This window comes from Haloferax sp. DFSO52 (assembly GCF_048158745.1).
Lineage (GTDB): Archaea > Halobacteriota > Halobacteria > Halobacteriales > Haloferacaceae > Haloferax.
Map to the genome: position 1 here is coordinate 436,767 of NZ_JBLOPB010000002.1, position 20,026 is coordinate 456,792.

19 protein-coding genes are annotated in these 20,026 nt (G+C 58.2%); 12 read left to right on the top strand and 7 right to left on the bottom strand.

What is annotated here, in order from left to right:
* Positions 1–71: 71 nt before the first annotated feature.
* Both ACK3SC_RS11700 and ACK3SC_RS11705 read left to right on the top strand, forming a co-directional pair.
* Complete coding sequence (locus ACK3SC_RS11700; RefSeq protein ID WP_416840365.1) at positions 72–1,337, top strand: mandelate racemase/muconate lactonizing enzyme family protein; 1,266 nt, start codon at positions 72–74, stop codon at positions 1,335–1,337.
* Positions 1,338–1,380: 43 nt separating this feature from the next.
* Complete coding sequence (locus tag ACK3SC_RS11705) at positions 1,381–2,352, top strand: C-terminal binding protein (protein ID WP_416840366.1); 972 nt, start codon at positions 1,381–1,383, stop codon at positions 2,350–2,352.
* Positions 2,353–2,457: 105 nt separating this feature from the next.
* Here ACK3SC_RS11705 and ACK3SC_RS11710 read toward each other — a convergent pair whose 3' ends face one another.
* Both ACK3SC_RS11710 and ACK3SC_RS11715 read right to left on the bottom strand, forming a co-directional pair.
* Entirely contained in the window at positions 2,458–3,321 is an 864-nt protein-coding gene (locus ACK3SC_RS11710; protein ID WP_416840367.1) for a carbohydrate ABC transporter permease, read from the bottom strand.
* Position 3,322: 1 nt separating this feature from the next.
* Positions 3,323–4,291: a carbohydrate ABC transporter permease gene (locus ACK3SC_RS11715; protein WP_416840368.1), complete on the bottom strand. Its 969-nt coding sequence runs from the start codon at positions 4,289–4,291 to the stop codon at positions 3,323–3,325.
* A gap of 263 nt (positions 4,292–4,554) precedes the next feature.
* On the opposite strand from ACK3SC_RS11715, the gene ACK3SC_RS11720 reads away from it, so the two are divergent.
* The 5 genes from ACK3SC_RS11720 to ACK3SC_RS11740 all read left to right on the top strand — a co-directional run bounded on the left by ACK3SC_RS11720 (position 4,555) and on the right by ACK3SC_RS11740 (position 9,614).
* Positions 4,555–5,547, top strand: a complete 993-nt coding sequence (locus tag ACK3SC_RS11720) for a YeiH family protein (protein ID WP_416840369.1) — start codon at positions 4,555–4,557, stop codon at positions 5,545–5,547.
* Between the two features lie 46 nt (positions 5,548–5,593).
* A complete protein-coding gene (locus ACK3SC_RS11725) occupies positions 5,594–5,917 on the top strand; it encodes a UxaA family hydrolase (RefSeq protein WP_416840370.1) in 324 nt (107 codons plus the stop codon).
* Positions 5,918–5,945: 28 nt separating this feature from the next.
* A complete protein-coding gene (locus ACK3SC_RS11730; RefSeq protein ID WP_416840371.1) occupies positions 5,946–7,109 on the top strand; it encodes a UxaA family hydrolase in 1,164 nt (387 codons plus the stop codon).
* Between the two features lie 4 nt (positions 7,110–7,113).
* Positions 7,114–8,121, top strand: a complete 1,008-nt coding sequence (locus tag ACK3SC_RS11735) for an Ldh family oxidoreductase (protein ID WP_416840372.1) — start codon at positions 7,114–7,116, stop codon at positions 8,119–8,121.
* A 146-nt stretch (positions 8,122–8,267) separates the two neighbouring features.
* On the top strand, positions 8,268–9,614 hold the full coding sequence (locus ACK3SC_RS11740; RefSeq protein WP_416840373.1) for an extracellular solute-binding protein: 1,347 nt from the start codon (positions 8,268–8,270) through the stop codon (positions 9,612–9,614).
* 210 nt (positions 9,615–9,824) lie between these two features.
* Here the strand turns inward: ACK3SC_RS11740 and ACK3SC_RS11745 are convergent, their stop codons facing one another.
* Positions 9,825–10,727, bottom strand: coding sequence for a dihydrodipicolinate synthase family protein (locus tag ACK3SC_RS11745; RefSeq protein WP_416840374.1), 903 nt, complete (start codon positions 10,725–10,727; stop codon positions 9,825–9,827).
* A 132-nt stretch (positions 10,728–10,859) separates the two neighbouring features.
* On the opposite strand from ACK3SC_RS11745, the gene ACK3SC_RS11750 reads away from it, so the two are divergent.
* Entirely contained in the window at positions 10,860–12,323 is a 1,464-nt protein-coding gene (locus ACK3SC_RS11750) for an aldehyde dehydrogenase family protein (RefSeq protein WP_416840375.1), read from the top strand.
* Positions 12,324–12,353: 30 nt separating this feature from the next.
* On the opposite strand, the gene gfo6 is transcribed toward ACK3SC_RS11750, so the two are convergent.
* A complete protein-coding gene (gene gfo6, locus ACK3SC_RS11755) occupies positions 12,354–13,439 on the bottom strand; it encodes a D-xylose 1-dehydrogenase Gfo6 (protein WP_416840376.1) in 1,086 nt (361 codons plus the stop codon).
* A 1,027-nt stretch (positions 13,440–14,466) separates the two neighbouring features.
* On the opposite strand from gfo6, the gene ACK3SC_RS11760 reads away from it, so the two are divergent.
* Positions 14,467–15,054: an acetyltransferase gene (locus tag ACK3SC_RS11760; protein ID WP_416840377.1), complete on the top strand. Its 588-nt coding sequence runs from the start codon at positions 14,467–14,469 to the stop codon at positions 15,052–15,054.
* Positions 15,055–15,182: 128 nt separating this feature from the next.
* Here ACK3SC_RS11760 and ACK3SC_RS11765 read toward each other — a convergent pair whose 3' ends face one another.
* Complete coding sequence (locus ACK3SC_RS11765) at positions 15,183–15,467, bottom strand: PadR family transcriptional regulator (RefSeq protein ID WP_416840378.1); 285 nt, start codon at positions 15,465–15,467, stop codon at positions 15,183–15,185.
* A gap of 271 nt (positions 15,468–15,738) precedes the next feature.
* Between ACK3SC_RS11765 and ACK3SC_RS11770 the strand changes: the two genes are divergently transcribed.
* Both ACK3SC_RS11770 and ACK3SC_RS11775 read left to right on the top strand, forming a co-directional pair.
* Positions 15,739–16,299, top strand: coding sequence for a hypothetical protein (locus tag ACK3SC_RS11770; protein ID WP_416840379.1), 561 nt, complete (start codon positions 15,739–15,741; stop codon positions 16,297–16,299).
* Between the two features lie 186 nt (positions 16,300–16,485).
* A complete protein-coding gene (locus ACK3SC_RS11775; protein WP_416840380.1) occupies positions 16,486–17,280 on the top strand; it encodes a BtpA/SgcQ family protein in 795 nt (264 codons plus the stop codon).
* 143 nt (positions 17,281–17,423) lie between these two features.
* Here ACK3SC_RS11775 and ACK3SC_RS11780 read toward each other — a convergent pair whose 3' ends face one another.
* On the bottom strand, positions 17,424–17,837 hold the full coding sequence (locus ACK3SC_RS11780) for a carboxymuconolactone decarboxylase family protein (RefSeq protein ID WP_416840382.1): 414 nt from the start codon (positions 17,835–17,837) through the stop codon (positions 17,424–17,426).
* A gap of 432 nt (positions 17,838–18,269) precedes the next feature.
* Here ACK3SC_RS11780 and ACK3SC_RS11785 point away from each other — a divergent pair, with 432 nt between their 5' ends.
* On the top strand, positions 18,270–18,971 hold the full coding sequence (locus ACK3SC_RS11785; RefSeq protein ID WP_416840384.1) for a hypothetical protein: 702 nt from the start codon (positions 18,270–18,272) through the stop codon (positions 18,969–18,971).
* Positions 18,972–19,065: 94 nt separating this feature from the next.
* On the opposite strand, the gene ACK3SC_RS11790 is transcribed toward ACK3SC_RS11785, so the two are convergent.
* On the bottom strand, positions 19,066–19,995 hold the full coding sequence (locus tag ACK3SC_RS11790; protein WP_416840385.1) for a carbohydrate kinase family protein: 930 nt from the start codon (positions 19,993–19,995) through the stop codon (positions 19,066–19,068).
* Between the last annotated feature and the right edge of the window lie 31 nt (positions 19,996–20,026).

The window sequence follows — 20,026 nt, forward strand, 5'->3', positions numbered from 1 at the left end:
ACCTCAGGTCGTGGTCGCAGAAATCCAGACGACCACAACTCTTATTGACCTGTTTGAAGACGATTCATGCGATGGCATCACACGACGAGCCGGACTACCGTATCCCACAAGGAGGCGGTGTTCCGTGGCGTGACCTCGGACGCGAGGAGACACACCGACCGGAAGAACGTGACATCCGAATCACCGACATAAAGACGATGGCAATCGCGGGGAACTTCACCTGGGGCATCGTCAAGGTCGAGACGGATGCTGGCGTCTACGGTCTCGGTGAGACGTTCCGAGCGGAAGCGGCACTCGATATGGCCGGGCGCATGGGAATCGACCTCGAAGGTGAGAACCCTCTCGATATCGACCGCATCACAGAACTACTGAACCAACGGTACACCGGCTGTGGACGCATCGGCCAGGCAGCGTTCACCGCTATCGAGACCGCGTGTTGGGATATCAAAGGCAAGATTCTCGACGCCCCTGTCTACGAACTCCTCGGCGGAAAATATCGTGACGAGATCAAGATCTACTGCGATACACACGCCGGCGAGTCACTCGGCGAAGCCGGGTCGCACGACCCCAAGGAGATCTACACGCCTGAATCGTACGCGCGAGCCGCCCGCGAGGTCGTCGACGAAGGATTCGACGCACTGAAATTCGACCTCGACGTTCCAACCCACGCCGACACAGACACCGCAAATCGCCGGATGGACAACGAGGCGATCACACACAAGGTCTCACTCGTCGAAGCCGTCCGCGACGAGATCGGCTACGATATCGACCTCGGGATGGACCTCCACTGGAACTTCACGAGCGAAACCGCAGTTCGACTGGGGAAGAAACTCGAGCCGTTCGACCTTGCGTGGCTCGAAGACCCAGTCCCACCGGAGCGGTTCGAATCACAACAGTACGTCCGTGAAAAACTTAATCTCCCAGTCCTCGGCGGCGAGAACCTCGTCACGGCAGCCGAGTTCAACAAGGCAGCAAGCCAGGGAATCATGGATATCGCCGCCCCAGATATCAACAAGTGTGGCGGCCTGTGGGAGTTCAGAAAGATTGCGATGATTTGCGACCTCTACGGCATCCCAATCGCGTCGCACAACATCTCGAGCCCACTCGGAACGATTGCCGGTGCCCATATCTCTGCGGCGATTCCGAACTTCATCGCGATGGAATGGCACTCGCGTGACGTTCCGTGGTGGAACGACCTCGCGATTCGGACCCACGGAAGCGGCCCGATTCTCGAAGACGGATACATCGACGTTCCCGAAGGCCCCGGTCTCGGCGTCGAACTCGACCCCGACATCGCAGAACGCTACCTCACCGACGACTCGGAACTCATTATCTGACACCGTCGGAGCTTTTTTGGTCGTAATTGTAGTTCGGTAGCGTATGGCAAGCTACACCGTAGTGGTAACTGACCATGACTTCGAGAACCTGGACATCGAACGCGAGGTACTCGGTGATATCGCAGACCTCGTCACGCTGACCGACGACGTCGGCCAAGAGCGAAACGACGCAGCTGACGTTCTCGCTGCGGCCGACGGTGTACTCAATCTCCGGTACGATATCGGTGCAGACCTCGTTTCGTCGATGGAGTCGTGTCGGATTATCGCTCGCTATGGAATCGGCGTCGATAACGTTGCGACCGACACTGCTCGAGAACTGTCGATTCCCGTGACGAACGTCCCTGATTACTGTCTCGAAGAAGTCTCAACGCACGCTCTCTCACTCCTGTTGTCGTTGAACCGCGGCGTCACCACGTACGATGCCTCGGTCGAAACAGGTGCATGGGACCGCGATGTTGCTGCACCGCTCTCGCGACTGTCTTCACAGACTGTCGGGATCGTCGGCTTCGGTGCAATCGGCCGTGCAGTGGCCGAACGCCTCGCTGGATTCGGCGTCGATATCATCACGAGTGACCCGTTCCTCTCCGCAGAAGACCTCGAGGGACACGACGCAGAACTCGTCTCGTTCGAACAACTCCTCGGTCGCGCCGACTACATCACGATTCACTCGCCGTTGACCGACGGGACTCGCGGCCTGTTCGGGCCGTCCGAGTTCGAACAGATGAAAGAGACGGCTGCACTCATCAACGTCGCACGTGGGCCAATCGTGCAGGGAGATGCGCTTCGAGACGCCCTCGACGCTGGAGAGATTGCCGGCGCGGGACTCGACGTGTTCCCCACTGAGCCTCCGGCGCCAGACGATGCCCTCCGTACCCACGACAACGTCGTCACCACGCCACACGTCGCCTGGTATTCAGAAGAAGCAAATGCAGAACGTCGCCGCGCTGCCGCCCAGAACGTCCGGGCCGCACTCGAAGGCGAAGCACCTGAAAACGTCGTGAACGGCGTCGAATAGTCCGTCGTCGGAATCGGCGTCGAGCAGTACTGCGTCGAACACTCACTGACGACTCCCAGTTGTCAAACAGAACCTGACGAAAACGTAAGTGCGGCCGACTGGTGGTCAGGCTTTTCCGAAGCCAGCGGTCAGGCCTTCGACGACCTTCCGCTGGAAGAAGACCATGAACACGATGAGTGGCACGACGGACATGAACACTGCTGCAGAGATCGTCCCCCACGGGAACGTGTACTCACCGCCGTACAGTGCGATGCCGACCGTGATGGTTCGCATGCTCTCTTCTGTCATGAACGTGAGCGCGAAGAGGAATTCGTTCCACGCGTAGATGAACACGATAATCCCCGTCGTGGCCATCGCAGGCGCGGAGACGGGGAGGATGATGCGGAACAGAATCCCAATGCGCGAGAGGCCGTCCATCAGCCCGGCTTCTTCGAGTGAGTCGGGGAGTTCCTTGAAGTACGCCTGCATAATCCAGACCGCAAACGGCAGTTGGAACGCCGCGTAGGGGAGGATGAGCCCAAGGTAGTTGTTGAGCAGGCTGAGGTCACGTGCCAGTTTGAACAGCGGAATGAGCCGTGACATGAACGGCAGCATCGAGGAGAACAGGATGATGAGCAGGACGTGGACTTTGTACTTGAATCGCAGTCGCGACAGCGCGTAGCCTGCCAGCGCACCGAGGAACACGTCGATAATCGCCGTTCCCGAGGCGACGATGAACGAGTTCAGGAGGTACCGGAGGAATGGCTCCTGGTCGAGTGCAGTTCGGTAGTTCTCCAAGGTAATCGTCTGTGGGATGTACGTGACGGGGAACTGGATCGCCTCTGCCGAGGGCTTCAGCGAGGTGATGAAGATCCAGATGATTGGGAAGAACGAGATGATGACGAGCGCGGCGATTGAGCCGTAAAAGCCCAGTGTCTTCCCGACTTCTTGCAGGTCGAATTCATTTGCACGGTGGGTTTCAGTGCTCATGTTAGCGCACCTCCGGTTCGTAGAGAGTGGCAACGTAGGTTATCGAGATTCCTAACGCGATGAGCGTGATGACAGTTGCAGTGGCAGACCCCATCCCGAAGTTCAAGCGGGTGAACGTCAGGTTGTGGTCGAACAGGACGAGTGTCGTCGTCGCTTCACCCGGGCCACCGTTCGTCAATCCGTATGGAAGCCCGAACGCCTGGAACGCCGGCAGCGTCCGGAAGATGAGCGCGACGAGAATCGTTGGCTTGAGCAGTGGAAGGGTGATGTCGCGGAACTGCTCGAACTTCGATGCACCGTCCATTCGCGCGGCCTCGTAGAGATGCGACGGAATGCCCGTCAACCCGGCGAGAAGGATGAGCGCCATGAACGAGCTGGTCTTCCAGATCGTGACGAACGTCATCGCCGCGAGCGCAGCGGTAGGCTTCGCGAGGAAGGGGAAGGCTGCGTCGATAATGCCGACTCTGATGAGTATGTCGTTGATAACGCCGTACTCACCGTGGAATAGCCACGCCCAGATCTTTGCGTTAATCACCGTCGGCAGCGCCCAGGGGAAGAGAATCGCTGCCTGTGCGAGATACTTTCCTTTGAACTCACGGTTGAGCAACAGCGCGATGCCAAGCCCGATGACGAGTTCGACTGGCACGCTCACGAAGGTGTAGATGAGACTCACCTTGAGCGAATTCCAGAAGCTCCCGTTCGAGAGCAACGACTCGTAGTGTTCGAGGCCGACAAACGTGAGTGGTTCAGTCGGGAGGATGTATCCCGTGTGGAGACTCGCCCAGAGCGTGTCTACGATGGGGTAAAACGAGATTATCCCGAGATACAACAACACTGGTGTCAACAAGACAGTCGCTAACTCTTCTTCGGTCAGCCTGAGTTCTTTGTATCGCTCGAGGCGGCTCCCTGTCCCGGGTCTCGACGAACCCGAAGGAACCGCCTGATCCTGTGATTGATTGGCACTACCCATGTTATGAACACGGTCATGATACGCCCACATAAATCTACGGCATGTCATCACTATTCACGGCCAATGATTTATGTGGACGCTGTTTATTCAACAGAGTATCCGCTCAGCCATGACAGCCGACGAACTAGCCTCGCAGTCACCGAGTAGGACACTGGAACGACTCCTTCGCGACCGTTGGTCACATCTCGACCGTGGGTGGAAAGCCACGATTCTTGGGAGTGTGTGCACGATGGTCCTGCTTTTCTCCCCGGGTCTGTAGTCGCATGCCCACCGATCGCGCACACGGGTTACTCCCCGGTTTTGCACTGCTCGGACTCTTCGCGCTTGGAGCGACAGTCGTTGCGCCCGTGGTGCCCGGTTTCAACGCACTCCTCATCGCTGTGGGGATGGGTGCAGTCATCTCGAATACGATGGGTGTGCCGTCGTGGGCCGAATCGGGTATCGGCCGTCACAAGCTCATTCTCGAAGTAGGTATCGTCCTCCTGGGCGCGCGACTGACGCTCGCACAACTCGTGGATGCAGGCCCGACGATTATCGCACTCGCGACGGTCGTGGTCTTCTGTGGAATCGTCCTCATCGAGGCGTTCTCACACGTCGCCGACCTCGGCAAGCGAACTGGGTCGCTCCTCGCTGCTGGGTCAAGTGTCTGTGGTGTCTCTGCTGTGGTTGCCGTTGCAGGTGGGATCGACGCCGACGAATCCGATATTGCCTACGCTGTTGCGACGGTTCTGTTGTTCGACGCAGTGACGCTCGTTGCGTTCCCACTCGTCGGAGAGACACTCCAGTTGTCGAGTCAGGTGTTCGGCGTCTGGGCTGGGCTGAGTATGTTCAGTACGGGGCCGGTGACGGCGGCTGGATTCGCACACTCTACAACGGCAGGTGAGTGGGCGACGGTGACCAAACTCGTTCGTAACTCGCTCATCGGCGTGGTCGTCGTCGGCTACTCACTGTACTACACCCGATCGAGCACGTCGAAGGTTTCGATTGCGACGGTGTGGCGGCAGTTTCCCAAATTCATCATCGGGTTCGTCGCCGTTGCCGTCCTCGTCAATCTCGCTGGCGCGCCCGCCGATACGATTGGAATGCTCGATTCGCTCTCTGAATGGCTCTTTACCCTCGCGTTCGTCGGCCTCGGCTTCGAGATGCAACTCGACGAATTCCGAAATGCAGGGTTGACGCCCGTACTCGTCGTTCTGGCGTATCTCGTCGTGATGAGCATCGTCTCACTCGTCGCTGTCTCGGCACTGTTGTCATGACGGTGAACCAAAGAGTTAAGAGACGAGCATAAGTGTGGGATTGTGTATGCCAGACCGATATCTGAAGGTCGTAGAGAACAGTGACAACGTTGCGACTGTCCTTCGTGACGTCGAAGCGAACGAGACAGTCGATGTCGCGGTTGGTGACGAGGTACGGACGATTACCATCAACGGCGATATCGGATTCGGACACAAGGTTGCAATCGAGGACATCCCAGAGGGCGAGACGATCTACAAGTACGGCGTGAGTATCGGCTACGCCAGTACGGATATCGAAACGGGTGACCGCGTCCACGTCCACAACGTCGACAGTAACTACGGCCGCGGCGACCTCGCCGGCGACGGCCAAGCAGAAGCGATTCACGAATAACCCGCACACGAACACAGATCCAGACACAATGACAGAATTCCTTGGCTACGAACGTCCAGATGGAAGTGTCGGCATTCGCAATCACGTCGTCGTCGTCTCGACGGCCCCATACGCGAACGACACGGTGAAACGCACGGCAGATATCGTCGAAAACGCAATCCCGATCACGCATCCGCTCGGTCGGTGTCAGACCAAGCCGGACGTCTTCCAGACGTACCGAACCCTGCTTGGCTACGCAACGCATCCGAACGTCTACGGAGCAGTCGTCGTCGCACACGCAGGCGAGATTGTCGACGGTGACGAACTCGCAGACGACATTGCAGAGACGGGTCGTCCGAGTGCTTCGATCAACATTCACGACGAGAAAGGCGTGATGAACGCACTCGATGCAGCCGTCGATGCCACCCAAGAGATGGTCCAGGACGCGAGTGCGATGAACCGAGCCCCGCACGACGCTTCGAAGCTCACCTTCGGAATCAACTGCGCAACGTCGGACACGACGAGTGGACTCTGTCAGCACCACGCGACTGCTGGTGCGGTCTGGCGACTCATCGAACAGGGCGGCCGTGGTGTCTTCGCGGAGACCCCCGAGTTCTTCGGAGGTGAAGAGGAACTCGCCGAGCGCGCAGTGAGCGACGAAGTCAAACAGAAGATTCTCGACCGCGTCGAATACTGGAACCAGCGCCTGCAAGCGACTGGGTACGACGTTCGCGGTGCACAGCCCACCCCGGACAACATGGACGGCGGACTCACGACGATCGAAGAGAAGTCGCTGGGCGCGCTCGTAAAATCCGGTGACGGGCCGATTCAGGATCTCATCGATTACGGTGAGAAGATTCCGGACGAGTCTGGGATGTACATCATGGACACCCCCGGACACGGTGCAGAGTCGGTCACTGGTATCGGTGCCGGTGGGGCACACTTCATGGTCATCTCGACCGGACAGGGCCACACTCTGTCGAACGCGGTCATGCCAACGCTCAAGATCACGGGCAATCCCGGCAGTGCAGAACGCGTCCCTGAACAGACGGACGTCGACGTCAGCGAAGCACTCGTTGGCGACCAGTCGCTCGACTGGGCGACTGACCAACTGTGGGACGAGATTCAGGATGTGGTCAACGGCAAACTGACGCTCTCGGAGACGATGGGTGAGAGTCAGTTCGCCATCCACCGCATCGGGCCGTCGACGTAAACTCATGGTTGACGTCGACCGAGCGCGGGCGGAAGCGGTTGCGACACGAGCCTTCGAAGCAGCGGGTGTCGACCATGCTGATGCCCGGCTCACGGCAGAGATGCTCGTCGATGCGGATGCTCGAGGGAAGCACTCACACGGCCTGATTCGCCTGCCTCGATACATTCGTGGTGTTGACCACGGCAACGTCGACCCAGCAGGAGAGATGACTGTCGTCCGCGACCGGGGTGCAACAGCGACGCTGGATGGTGGCTCTCGACTCGGGCCGGTCGTCGCACTCGAAGCGCTGGCAGAGGCAACGAGCCGCGCAGACGACTACGGCGTCGGTGTCGTCGGCGTCCACAACTCGAATCATCTCGGGATGTTGGGCTACTACACCGACAAGGCACGTGCTGAGGGCTACGTCGCGATCGGGATGACCAACACCGAGCCAGCGATGCCACCGTACGGTGGCGCGGAATCGATTCTCGGGACGAACCCACTCGCGATTGGGATTCCGACCGACCCGCCGTTCAATCTCGACATGTCTACGTCGAGCATCTCCCGTGGAGAAGTCTTCAAGATGAGCCAACAGGGTGGCACCCTGCCCGAGGGTGTTGCACTGGACGCTGATGGCGAACCGACGACCGACCCGGATGCTGCACTGGACGGTGTCATCCTCCCGTTCGGCGGCACCAAAGGGTCGGGCCTCGCAATCGCCATCGAAATCCTCGCTGGCGGTCTCGTGGGAGCGGCGATGGGAGACGACGTCACTGGGACGTATCACACTGAAAATGAGTGTACCAAAGGCGATCTGTTCATCGTCATCGACCCTGCTGCACTCGGTGGCGACGGATTCACTGAGCGAGCAGATGCGTTCGTCGAATCGTTGAAATCGCTCTCCCGTGCGAGCGGTGTCGACGAGATTCGCCTCCCCGGTGAGGCGTCTGCCCAGCGAGCAACTGCGGAGACGATCACCGTTGATGACGAGCTCTGGGAAGAGATCCAGACTCGTGCGGAAGTCAGTCAGTAAGGCTCGCGTCTCACTGACCTCCCTCCGGTTTTCACGGGCAAAATTTCTCTTCTAGCAGTCTGCCGGCTGCTGTTAATAAAATTCAGAACATGGAACATTGTTATCAACAATAACATTATTATATGGTTGATTATATGTGATAGTGTATGGCTCGCAAGAGCAGCTCAGCTAGGAGACGACAGTTTCTAAAATCGCTCGGTGTGGGGGGCGCTGCCCTTCTCGCCGGTTGTACAGGTAATGGAGGCGGCTCGGATAACAGCGGTGGCGACTCCGGTGGTGGCTCCGGTGGCGACTCCGGTGGCGATTCCGGTGGTTCGACTCAATCCATCAAGTTCGTCCACACGTCGTCGTTCAGTGGGGCAATCGGCGAGCTCGGTCCGCAGTTCGACGACCAGGCAGAGAACATCGAGTTCTCTGCAAGCGGCACGCCATCCGAGTCGACGACGACGCGGAAGTACTACGTCAACCAGTTCATCTCGCAGTCGTCGGACTTCGACCTCGGGATGATGGACGTCATCTGGCCAGGTGAGTTCGTCAACAACCAGTGGGCAGGCAAAGTCAACGACCCGGACGGTTACACCGACAAGATGCTGGACACGCCCGTCGAGACGGTGACGGTCGACGACCAGCTGTACGGTATGCCGGTGTTCACCGACGCAAACGCACTGTACTACCGAAAGGACCTGCTCGACAAACACGGTCACGAGCCACCGGAAACCTACATGGAACTCGTCGAGATTGCACAGGACGTCCTCGAAAAAGAAGACGAGATCGACAACGGCTACATCTGGCAAGGTGGTGCCAACGAAGGGCTGACCATCATGTGGCTCAACTGGCTGTGGGGCTACGGCGGCTCGGTCAGACAGGACGGCAAGCTCAAAGTCAACACCGAAGAAGGTGTGAAAGCGCTGCAACACGCAGTCGACCTCATCCACGAGTACGGTGTCACGCCAGAGTCAGTGCCAGCGAGTGGGACTGACGGCAACCGCCAGACCTTCCAGCAAGGTGGCACGGTGTTCATGCGCAACTGGCCATACGCAGTGTCGCTCATGAACGCCGACGACTCACCCATCCAGGGTAAGTTCGACGTGGCGAAGATGCCGAAGGCAGAAGGCAACCCCGACGCCAACAACTCCTGTCTCGGCGGCTGGAACATCTTCATCAACGCCTACTCCGACACACCAGATGCGGCACAGCGTTTCGCGTCGTACATGGCCACGAAAGAAGTCCAGGAGACGCTTGCAGTCGACTTCAGCTACCTCCCGGTTCGTGAGGACCTCTACACGGACGAATACTTCGAGAAGGCACCACACCTCGAAACCTTCTCCGAGGTGCTCCAGCAGACGAGTGCTCGTCCATCGACGCCGAAGTACTCCACCTTCTCCGAAATCCTCTACACAGAGTGTAACAAAGCGCTCGTCCAGAGCAAGTCGCCACAGCAGGCACTCGACGACGCACAAGAACAGATCGATAGCGAAGTCAACAACGCCTGAACTCACGGCTTTCAGCCCGACGCATCAACCGTCTTTCTTCCGTTTTCCACGTCTTCTGTGACTGTCGAGTCAGCGCTGAGCAACTAGCCTGTCTCAGTACTCAACGCGCTGGGGCACACGTCGCAGTGGCTGTCACTCACGAGAGACACATCGATATCTCACAACAAGCAAAACGTGTCTGTGGCCGCAGTCTCTGTCTGCGCCCTCGAATTAGACCTGAGAGGCGACTCCGAAACCGTCAGTGGCGCGTTGGTAGCTCTGCCGAAGCGCTGCCCGCTCACTTTCGTCGAGTTGTGGGAGTGGTGGTAACGGCGACCCAGTTTCGAGTTCGGTGAGCGTCAGGAGGTATTTGAGTCCGGCTGCAGTGGGCACTTCACTGGTCGCAGTCAAAATTGGATTGACGACGTGATTCATGAGCTCCACCGCACGGTCGCGATTGCCTGCCGCGTGTTCGTTATAGACGTCGGCGAGGACGCCGGGGAAGACGTTGGCAGGCCCGGCAATGATTCCATCCGCGCCAGTATCGAGTGAGCTCACCGCAAGTTCGGTCGACCCCTGAAGGACGCTGAACTCGTCGGGGGTTTCGTTGATCAGTCGCCGGTGGTAGGTGGAGTCGCCGGAGGTATCTTTGATCCCCACGATGGTCTCGTGCTGGCTAAGTTCGATCACGGTCTCGATATCGAGTTTTTCCCCAGTGAGCGCGGGGATGTTGTAGAGAATAAGCGGGATATCCGTGGTGGCTGCAATGTCATGGTAAAAGTCTACGAGCCCACGTTGTGTCGTCGAGAGATAGTACGGTGTGACGACGACAGCCGCATCTGCACCAGCGTCGGCAGCAGTTTTGACGTGCTCCTGGACGGCACCGACGCTCGTGTCTCCACACCCCGCGAGGACAGGTGTGTCACCTGCGGCGTCGACGACAGTTTCGATAACACGGCGGCGCTGTGCAGCTGTCAAACTCGAAAACTCACCGATCGACCCACAGGGAAACAGCCCGTGGACGCCGTTTTTGACGAGATGCTCGGTGTAATGAGTAAGCGCACGCTCATCGATAGTCCCATCGCGACCCGTCGTAGGAGTCACCATAGGGACTACTGTCCCAGTGATTAGCATATACCATGGCTTGCAGACAAGTTGTAAATATCTTTCCCGACATATATTCAAATTGATACCACTGGCGATAATTGGGTCTGGCTACGCTGGCACAAACTTTAACAAGAATTAGTTTGACAGCTAGTTACCCGCATGAGCCTAGAGCCGATTAGCCAGTACGATGTCGATATGCTCATCGACGGACAATGGGTTGGCGCTGACGAGCGGATCTCAGTACGCAACCCCTACGATGGGAGCACGGTCGGGTCGATTCCAGCCGCATCAACAGCACAGGTGAACGAGGCGATCGACGCAGCCAATCGAGCATACGAGGAGAGCACGCTGTCTGCGTACGAACGCTACGAACTGCTGTCTGAGACAGCTGCTCGACTCGAAGCAAACGCCGACGAGATGGCACGTCTCATCACGAGCGAGCAAGGAAAGCCCATCTCCGAGTCTCGAGGCGAGGTCGACCGAGCAATCCAGACGCTCCGTCTCTCCGGCGAAGAAGCCAAACGACAGTTCGGTGAGTACGTCCCGATGGACGCACAGAAAGGGTTCGATCGGACGCACGCATTCACACAACGCGAACCGCTCGGCGTCGTCGCGGCGATTACGCCGTTCAACTTCCCGCTGAATCTGATGGTCCACAAGGTCGGACCCGCACTTGCCGCAGGAAACGCCGTGGTTGGAAAGCCAGCGTCGAACACGCCACTGTGTGCGCTCAAACTCTTCGAGTACCTCAACGAAGCCTGCGAAGCAGTCGGAGCGCCTGCAGGGCTCGTGAACATCGTCACTGGCAGTGGGAGTACCGTCGGTGACGCATTCCTCTCGCACGACGCTGTCGAAGCCATCTCCTTTACTGGGAGTACGGCCGTCGGAAAGTACATCGCCGAGAATAGCGGCATGCGCGAGATTACGCTCGAACTCGGGGGGAACGACCCGACGATCATCTGGGACGACACCGATATCGACCAGGCCGCAGCACAGGTCGTCGGTGGTGCGTGTTCCAACGCCGGACAGGTGTGTAACAGCGTCGAGCGCGTTATCGTCCCCAAACACATCGAAGACGAGGTCGTCGACTCGCTCGTCGAGCATGCGACGAACCTCACGATGGGCGACCCCTTCGACGAGGAGACGTCTATCGCGTCGATGGTCGACGACGACCAGGCGGAGTCGGTCATCGACCTGTTCGAAGCGACTGTCGATGCAGGTGCGACCGTCGAGTGTGGTGGCTCGTACGATGGCCGCATGTTCGAACCCACTGTCCTCTCGGGCGTGACACCGGACATGCCGGCCGCACAGGAAGAAGTGTTCGGCCCACTCGTTCCCGTCATCGCCGTCGACGACTTCGACGAAGCTATCGAAGAGGCGAACAACACGAACTACGGGCTCGAAGCAGGCCTGTTCACGCAAGATATCGACCGCGCAAAACGCGCTGCCGACGAAATTGACGCAGGTGGCGTCAACATCAACACGGTCAGCGGCTTCCGCACGGACCACATGCCATACGGTGGCTTCAAAGACAGCGGCGTCGGAAAAGAAGGCATCAAATACGCGGTCAAGCACTTCTCCCGCGAGAAACTCGTTGGATTCCACGCGGGATTCACGCAGTAACTACCGGGTCTTCATGAGCCCCTTTTTACGTTACTCGAGAGAGACCCAGCCGTCGGCCTGCTCTGATTCGTAGACTGCTTCCATGGCGTACATGTCGACGAGGCCGTGTTCGCCGTCAGCGTAGATTTCGCCGTCTGTTCGGACTTGATGCGCGAAATGGTCGAACTCTTCGAGCATCTGGTCGACGATGTCGAACTCGATTTCGGCGCGCGCAGCACCACGTGACACGTGGAGTGACCGTGCTTGGTCTTGGAAGAACGCCGGTCGAATCGCGACCTGCCCTTCGGTTCCAGTGACGACGAGTTCGCTCTCCTGGCGAGCATTGTGACTCACGAAGCAAGTTGCATAGACGTCGTTCGGGAACTCGACAGTGAACGTCGCCGTCTCGTCGACTTCGTCGAAGGCGTCGTGACTGCGTTTCGTCCGCCCACAGACGGCAACCGGGTCAGCATCGAGGAGGAATCGTGCAGTGTTCAACGGATAGACACCGAGGTCGAACAGGGCACCACCACCGGCGAGTGCTTCGTTCAGTCGCCATTGGTCTGGGTCGTCGTTGATTCGGTCGAGCAATCGCTGACTCATACTGCCGCGGACCGTCTGTGGCTCTCCGATGAGGCCGGCCTGAATAATCTCGCGTGCGCGACGCACCGCAGGCTCAGTGTGCATGCGATAGGCGACCATCAGCGGGACATCGTGGTTCTCGGCCGTCTCGATGAGTCGCTCAGTTCGCTCACTCGACCGTTCAGCAGGCTTCTCACACAGGATTGCCTTGCCCAACTCGGCAGCGGTTTCGACGTAGTCGAGATGGAGCGCATTCGGAGTGACGATGTAGACTGCGTCGTACTCGTCTGCCCCGACGCCATCGTGGAACTCGTCGTACGTGATTCCCCTCGCAGGGCTGTCTGACTCCTTGGCTATCCGGTTGGCTTTCTCTTTTGACCCGCTGACGAGGAGTGTCGCTTCGCAGAACTCACTGTCTTCGAGAGCAGGGAGGGCACGCCCACGTGTGAACCACCCGAGGCCGATAATCGCGAACCTGAGTGTCTCGACATCGGCCGGGTCGGTAGCCTGCCAGTCGCGGTCGATGCCTCGCTCGAATATCTCGTCTAACTCCATCGTTGCGTGATAACACGAGTCCCAGACTTAAACCCTCAGGCTGTGTGGTCGAGCGTCGCTCACCACGGCCTCTCAGCCAGATACGTGGGCTGTATGTTTACGAGACGCTAACAAAACGGGCGACTTCCGGTCCGTCCAGATCGGGATAGTGCTGGGCTTTGCCAGCCAGAGACTCAGATAGAACGTTGATAGATACGCAGTTGAGGCTCTGTTCCGTGCTCTCCCAGTCGAAGGGTGGTGGTCGACGATAGCCTCGTACCTACCAGAGTGTTTACTCTTCGTAAACAGAACTACGGAGTGTTGTGGACTGAGATCCAGCTATCTGTCGTGTATCCGACCGAATCGAAGTCTGTCTAGTGAGTCCTCACGAGCCGTGTTCGCGAGTCGCAAACAAATACGTCGTAGTGGCTAACCGTTACAGCAGTACAGACGTAATACTGGTCGATAAATTAACCATGGCTCAGTGATACGTCCAGTATATTAGTACTTGGAAGATGACTTGTACGTAGATATGATTTTTCGTATATCATTTTCTGGAGAAAATATCAACTCATCTCGATTTCTTTGATTGCATCAAATATGGTCCGTTGAACGACTCGAGAGCTGATATTGCATATTTGGCTGGTGGGCTGGGATCGTGCCCACTGATTGCATCGATATCGGGTTAGTCCCGTACTTTCGAGCTAATGAGCCGATATACTGGCGTCCTGCGAGCGAGTACTGCTAACTAGTTATATATCTTTTCTGAGTATACTATTTTTTATATGGTTTCTGGCCAAACTCTGCGGTAGGAGACTGCCAGTTCCATAGGTGAACAGTGATGCGACCAACGGAGATTCTGTGTACTGGAAGGGCAGAGTTTTAGATGGCAGTCACCCGAGACTCGTACTCGTCGGTCCATATCGGGGCTGATAATCTGTGGAGTCAACTTGCGGTATCACCGGACATGAGCAGTCAGACACCCGTTTCCTCCCTTCTCGTCCATTCGTGTCAAAGACTTATCTGTGTGGATGTCTACCATGGGTCTATGAACGAATCACACGCCGTCGACGATGCAAGCTTCTATCTCGACTACGAGATGCAGGTCGACGCGACTCGCGATGCCGTGTCGAAACTCGCTCGCGAAGTCCTCCAGTACGAGTGGGCCGACTACCTTCGTGCCTCCCCACCCGACGGCCCCCAGACGTGGGAACACCTCGACTCAGGGAAGCCCTGGGGTCGCGTGATGCCACAGGTGTGGGAAGTCGGGCGGAGTCAGGGGTTCGACCTCCACTTCGAACACTATCCTGATGCGCGGGCGCTCGAACGGGGTCACCTTCGGCTAGAGTTACATCTCGAAGATGGCGTCAATGGTGACGCGGACTTTTCGGGTGGTTCGAAGTATGCAGTGCTTCGAGAGCGGATTGTCGATGGGCTCGTGGACTTTCTGCGTAGTTCCGACGAGGTGCCGCAGGGTGACTTCGGGACGGGCCGGACGATCTGGGCTGCTGAGTACCGGTTTACCGCTGGTGACACGGTTGCGTACTACGAGACGCTTCGAACGGCGTTGACGGAGCACGCGGTGTTTGTGAGGGTTGTGACGGCGGCGCTCGAGGCTGAACTCTCGCGTGAGTGAGCGCCGCAGCGCTGGCTTTTAGGGTTTTGACGAAGCGACGGAGTAGTCACTGTCTTCACTCGGACTGTTCTGTCGAGTTGCCTACGAGCGTGTTCGAGGTTGGATAGGAGAGAATCGGACAGCGTCGACTATTCGCGAAGGACCACCTGATCGTCTTCCCACGCGCGTCGGTCGGTGAGTGCAGTCGCTCCCTCCTGCGTGATGCGGTAGTAATTGGTGCGCCGGTCGATATCGCCTTTCTCGAGGTAGCCCCGCTCGACTAACACGTCGAGATTCGGGTAGAGGCGACCGTGATTGACGTTCGAATGTGTCGTTATCTCGGTGAGGTGGTCTTTGATGTCCTGGCCTGATGGCTGGGTCAGCCCTGCAGTGGTGTAGAGCAGATCCCGCTGAAACCCTGTCAGTTCAAACATGTTCAGCAATACGTGAGTTTCACATATTGGTATACATCGCGTTCTTTCAGGTAGTTGCGCCGCTAACCAGGCGATTCAGCGAAATTCACGGAGAACGTCCGCGGTCGTCGCCGTCACCTGATAGCTGTGGTTTCTGCCTGTGGGGAACGACTCTCCCCGACTCGTTCGGTGACACCCGAACCAAACGGGTGGAAATGCGACGACATTCGGCTGAATCCAGGTGGAGTGAGTTGACGATTTATGTCTCCGACCTCCTTTCGAGCCAAGTGCCATGCAAACCAAGCTACACAGGCTGCTCAACACCGATGCGCTCGATGAGCGAACACTCAAGCCCATCGTGAAACTCCTGTTGATGGTCGGCGCACTGTTGCTCATGTGGGCACTGGTGTCGAACCTGCCGGGTATCGACGCACTCGTTCCCCAGACTGCAGTGACCTACGGTGCCGTGCTGGGTGCCATGCTGACACTTGGAATCATCGCAGTCCTGGGACTCGTCGCGTTCAAACTCGAGTCGCTCGTGGTACGGGTACTCGCTGGACCGGCCACCGTCGTCGCTGACGTCGCCTCGATCGCCAAGCACATCGTGCTGTTCGTGGCGGTCATTACGGCTCACAGCGGGCTTGCACCACTCCTCGTTCCGACACTCGAATTCGTCGGTCTCGAGTGGACCTACGATATGCTGTTCCTCGTCTTGGCCCTCATCCCGACGGCCGTTATCGCCATCACGATGGCTGGCAACATCGACGAGGCTGCCTCGCTTCTCTCCGGGCGACTCGCGTCGGCAGATGCTGCCGAACCCGATGATGACGTTGAGCCAGCGTCCATGGACTAACCTGGCCTGACGTGTTCGAGTTCGCCCACTGGCGAACCTCATCGCCGACTCCCCGCTGACGACCCCCCCTCCACGGACGCTTTGTTTTCTTGCGGATTCTGACAGCGTCGTCATTCGCGAATCGTGAGCGATGACGACGTGTGGGCATATCTGTACGATTAAGTCACTTCGACGGCCACGAACGACATGGACATCTTCAGCACGGACCCCTCGATTATCGGGATGGTACATTTACCGCCCCTTCCGGGGTCTCCAGGATTCGATGGAGACCGAAGCGAGATTCGGACGCGACTCCGTCAGGATGCAGCAGCGCTCGAGTCGGGCGGTGTCGACGCTATCATGCTCGAAAACTTCGGTGACGCCCCCTTCTATCCGGACCGTGTGCCTCGCCACGTCGTCGCTGACGTTGCGGCACTCGCTGCAATGCTTCGTGAGCAGGTGTCGATTCCGTTCGGTGTGAACATCCTCCGGAACGACGTCCAGAGTGCACTCGGCATCGCCGCCGCGACGGGTGGCTCAGTTGTCCGTGTGAACGTCCATACCGGTGCGCGCCTCACTGACCAGGGTCTCATCGAGGGGATGGCCCACGAAACGTTGCGGCTTCGTGAGCAACTCGATGCCGACGTTGCTATTTTGGCTGATATCGACGTGAAACACTCTGCGCCACTCGCCGAACGGTCACACGATGAAGTGGTTGGCGAACTCGTCGAGCGCGGCGGAGCGGACGGAATCATCGTGAGTGGGACTGGAACCGGAGAAGCGGTCGATACGACCGTGCTCGAGCAGGTGGTTGGATCTCGCGATGCTCGCGGCCTCGACGTCCCTGTCTTGATCGGAAGCGGTGTGACGCCCGAGACAGCACCCGAGCTGCTTTCGGTCGCCGATGGCGCAATCGTCGGGACGGCGCTCAAACAGGGCGGCAAGACGACGAACCCCGTCGACGAAGCGGCAGTCGAGCGCCTCGTCGAGTCCGTTCGGTAGAATTCTCTCGGCTCTGTCGAAATTCGCAGAGCTTGCTAGCAGTTGTGTGCTGAATAGACGGGTGGATGTAGCAGCGATTACGCTCCTTTGGGCGCGTCTCGATTATACTCGGTGAAAAACTGTGGGACGCCGATTATGCGGCGTTAGTCAGCGGCCTGCTGTTGTTCCTGGATGAAGGCACCAATCTGGTGGAGTTCATCCACGAACGTCTCGTAGTCGTACTGCTGGGTGTGTATCATGGCACTCCAGCGGGTGGTGAGACTCGCCAAGACGCCGGTCTCTGCGAGTTCCGCTTCAGTTGCCCCGTTCATCTCGGCAACCCCAGTGTGGAACGCCTCACAGTACTGGCACTTCTGCGTGGCGGCGACCGCCAACTGCATGAGTTCACGGTACTTCGGCGGGATGACTGTCTCGCCCAGTGTGTACTGCTTGAAAACCGGCCACTCGTGAACGAGGGCGTTTTCGGGAATGGCTGCCATGAAGCCGGGGACGAACCCGAGGCTGTTTTCGATATCTATCAATGTCTCTGTATAGCTTGATTCGGTGGTTACTGCCATCGTCTTGCCTGTTGTTGATCCTCAGAGAATGTCTTGCTGGATCACGTTACCGACGATGGAACCAGTGGTGGACTCGGAGAGTCAATATACTAGAGGGCACGTAAGTATATAAACCACCTTGATTTATAAAGGTCCTTTTATATTGGCAGTAGGGGTTCGCGTCCTCACCCCATCACGGTCGTAGCTGATCGATACATTCGCGCCCGCTAATCAGCGCGATTGCCGGAGCGTTCCCGTCCCAGTCAGAAGGTGCGTGCTGAATTGCGCGGCTGGGCTCGGGACAGAACCGTGTTTATCAGGCCTGTAGCCACGGGCACAAATCGGTAAGGTGCTGGCAGACAATGAACCGATATGGAAAATCCGTCAGGGCACAGGGACCACCATGCCGATCCCACTGAGCCACCTCGGGGATACGGACCCGAAGGGCACGCCGTGCCAGGAGGGCTGGCAATAGACGCGAGCGGGCTTCAGTTCGACCCATCGGAAACTCGGTTCGCACCCGGAACGACGAACGACTGGACGTTTCGGATCGTCCGAACAGACGGAACGACGGTGACCGAATTCGAAGAGGCACACGGGGAACGAAGCCATCTGATCGTGATTCGACGCGACTTAACGCACTTCCAGCACCGTCATCCGACGTTAGAACCGGACGGCACGTGGCGAGTCGAACAGTTCACGCTCCCAGAACCGGGCGCGTATCGCGTATTCGTGGATGTCGTCGTCGATGGCCACCCGGAGACACTCGGGTTCGACGTGTTCGCCCCGGGGACGTGGGAGGTCCAAGCGCGCCCGGGGTCGACACGGACCGCGATAACTGGCGCGTACGAAGTTACACTGTCCCCTGACGAAATCCCTGTTCGCCAGCGAAGTCGGCTCACGTTCGAAGTCAAGCGCGATGGCGCTCCTGTTTCGACACTTGGTGAGTATCTTGGTGCCCGTGGCCACCTCGTCGCACTACGGGAAGGGGATCTCGCATATCTCCACGTCCATCCCGAAGCGACCGCTCCGGATAGTGGCCGCGTTGAGTTCAGTGCGCAGTTTCCAACAGCTGGACGATACCGGTTGTTCTTTCAAGCCAAACCCGAACAGACCCTCATCACAACGTCGTTTGACCTCACTATCGACGGATGATACGTGCGCGTATTACCGAGTTAGTTGGTGGCGAGTCGAGCGTTTATCGAACGCTTCATTCACCAACTGAGGGGTACAACAGACCTGCGCTCCGCTACTGGTTCGCTAAAAACTCCCGAACATCGGATTCCATCGGGAGATAGCCACGGGCACCCATCGCAGTACAGTTGAGTGCGGCCGTGGCCGCGGCAAAGCGGCCGGCTTCTCGTGGCGAGTCGTCGTCGAGGAGCCACCGCTGGATCAGACCAGCCGTGAACGTGTCGCCGGCCCCGGTCGTATCGTTCACATCGACATCGAAGGCCGGAACGTCGTGAACTGTGTCACCATCGAGGAGTAGTGCGCCGTCTTCGCCCCGTGTGATTGCTGCACGAGAGACAGCTCGTTGGGTGAGCGTGGCGATGGCTTCGTCGGCGTCGCCACCGAAGTACGAGCGTGCAGCGACCTCACCGACCACGAATAGATCGACAACAGAGAGTAATTGGTCGATGGTCTCGGGGGTGGTTCCTCTCCCTTCGAGTTCCGGAAGTGGCCCAGCGAGGTCGAATACGAGTGTGGAGATTTCACCGCGTTCGCGAGCGGTCACGAGCTTCGAGACCACCTCGTCGGGGGCGTAGGCACTCGTAAAGACGACATTTGCGGTGCTCGCATATTCGATATCGCGGTCGTCGAGTCGAAGATTCGGTACGCTCTGGCCCCCAGCGACGATCATTCGTTCGCCGTTCGGTGCTCGTAGAATCAGGGTGTACGACGACTCTTCAGACCCGGTTTGGATTCGAGTGCAGTCAATATCGCGTGCTCGGAGGTCGGCTTCGATTTCGGCGGCTGCATCTGTGCCGACGCGTGAGATTACTCCTGTCTTGGTCCCGAACTCCGCGAGTCCAGCGGCGACATTTGCAGCGACACCTCCGACATCGGTCGTGTGTTCGCGGGCGAATGCACCGCCGTCTGGTTTTGGGAGGTTCGAGAGCGAATAGCTGTGGTCGATGACAGCACTGCCGACCGTCACGACGTCGAGTGGGGGCATTGTGTGTAGTCGGTGGGTGGTCGTCTTGAAT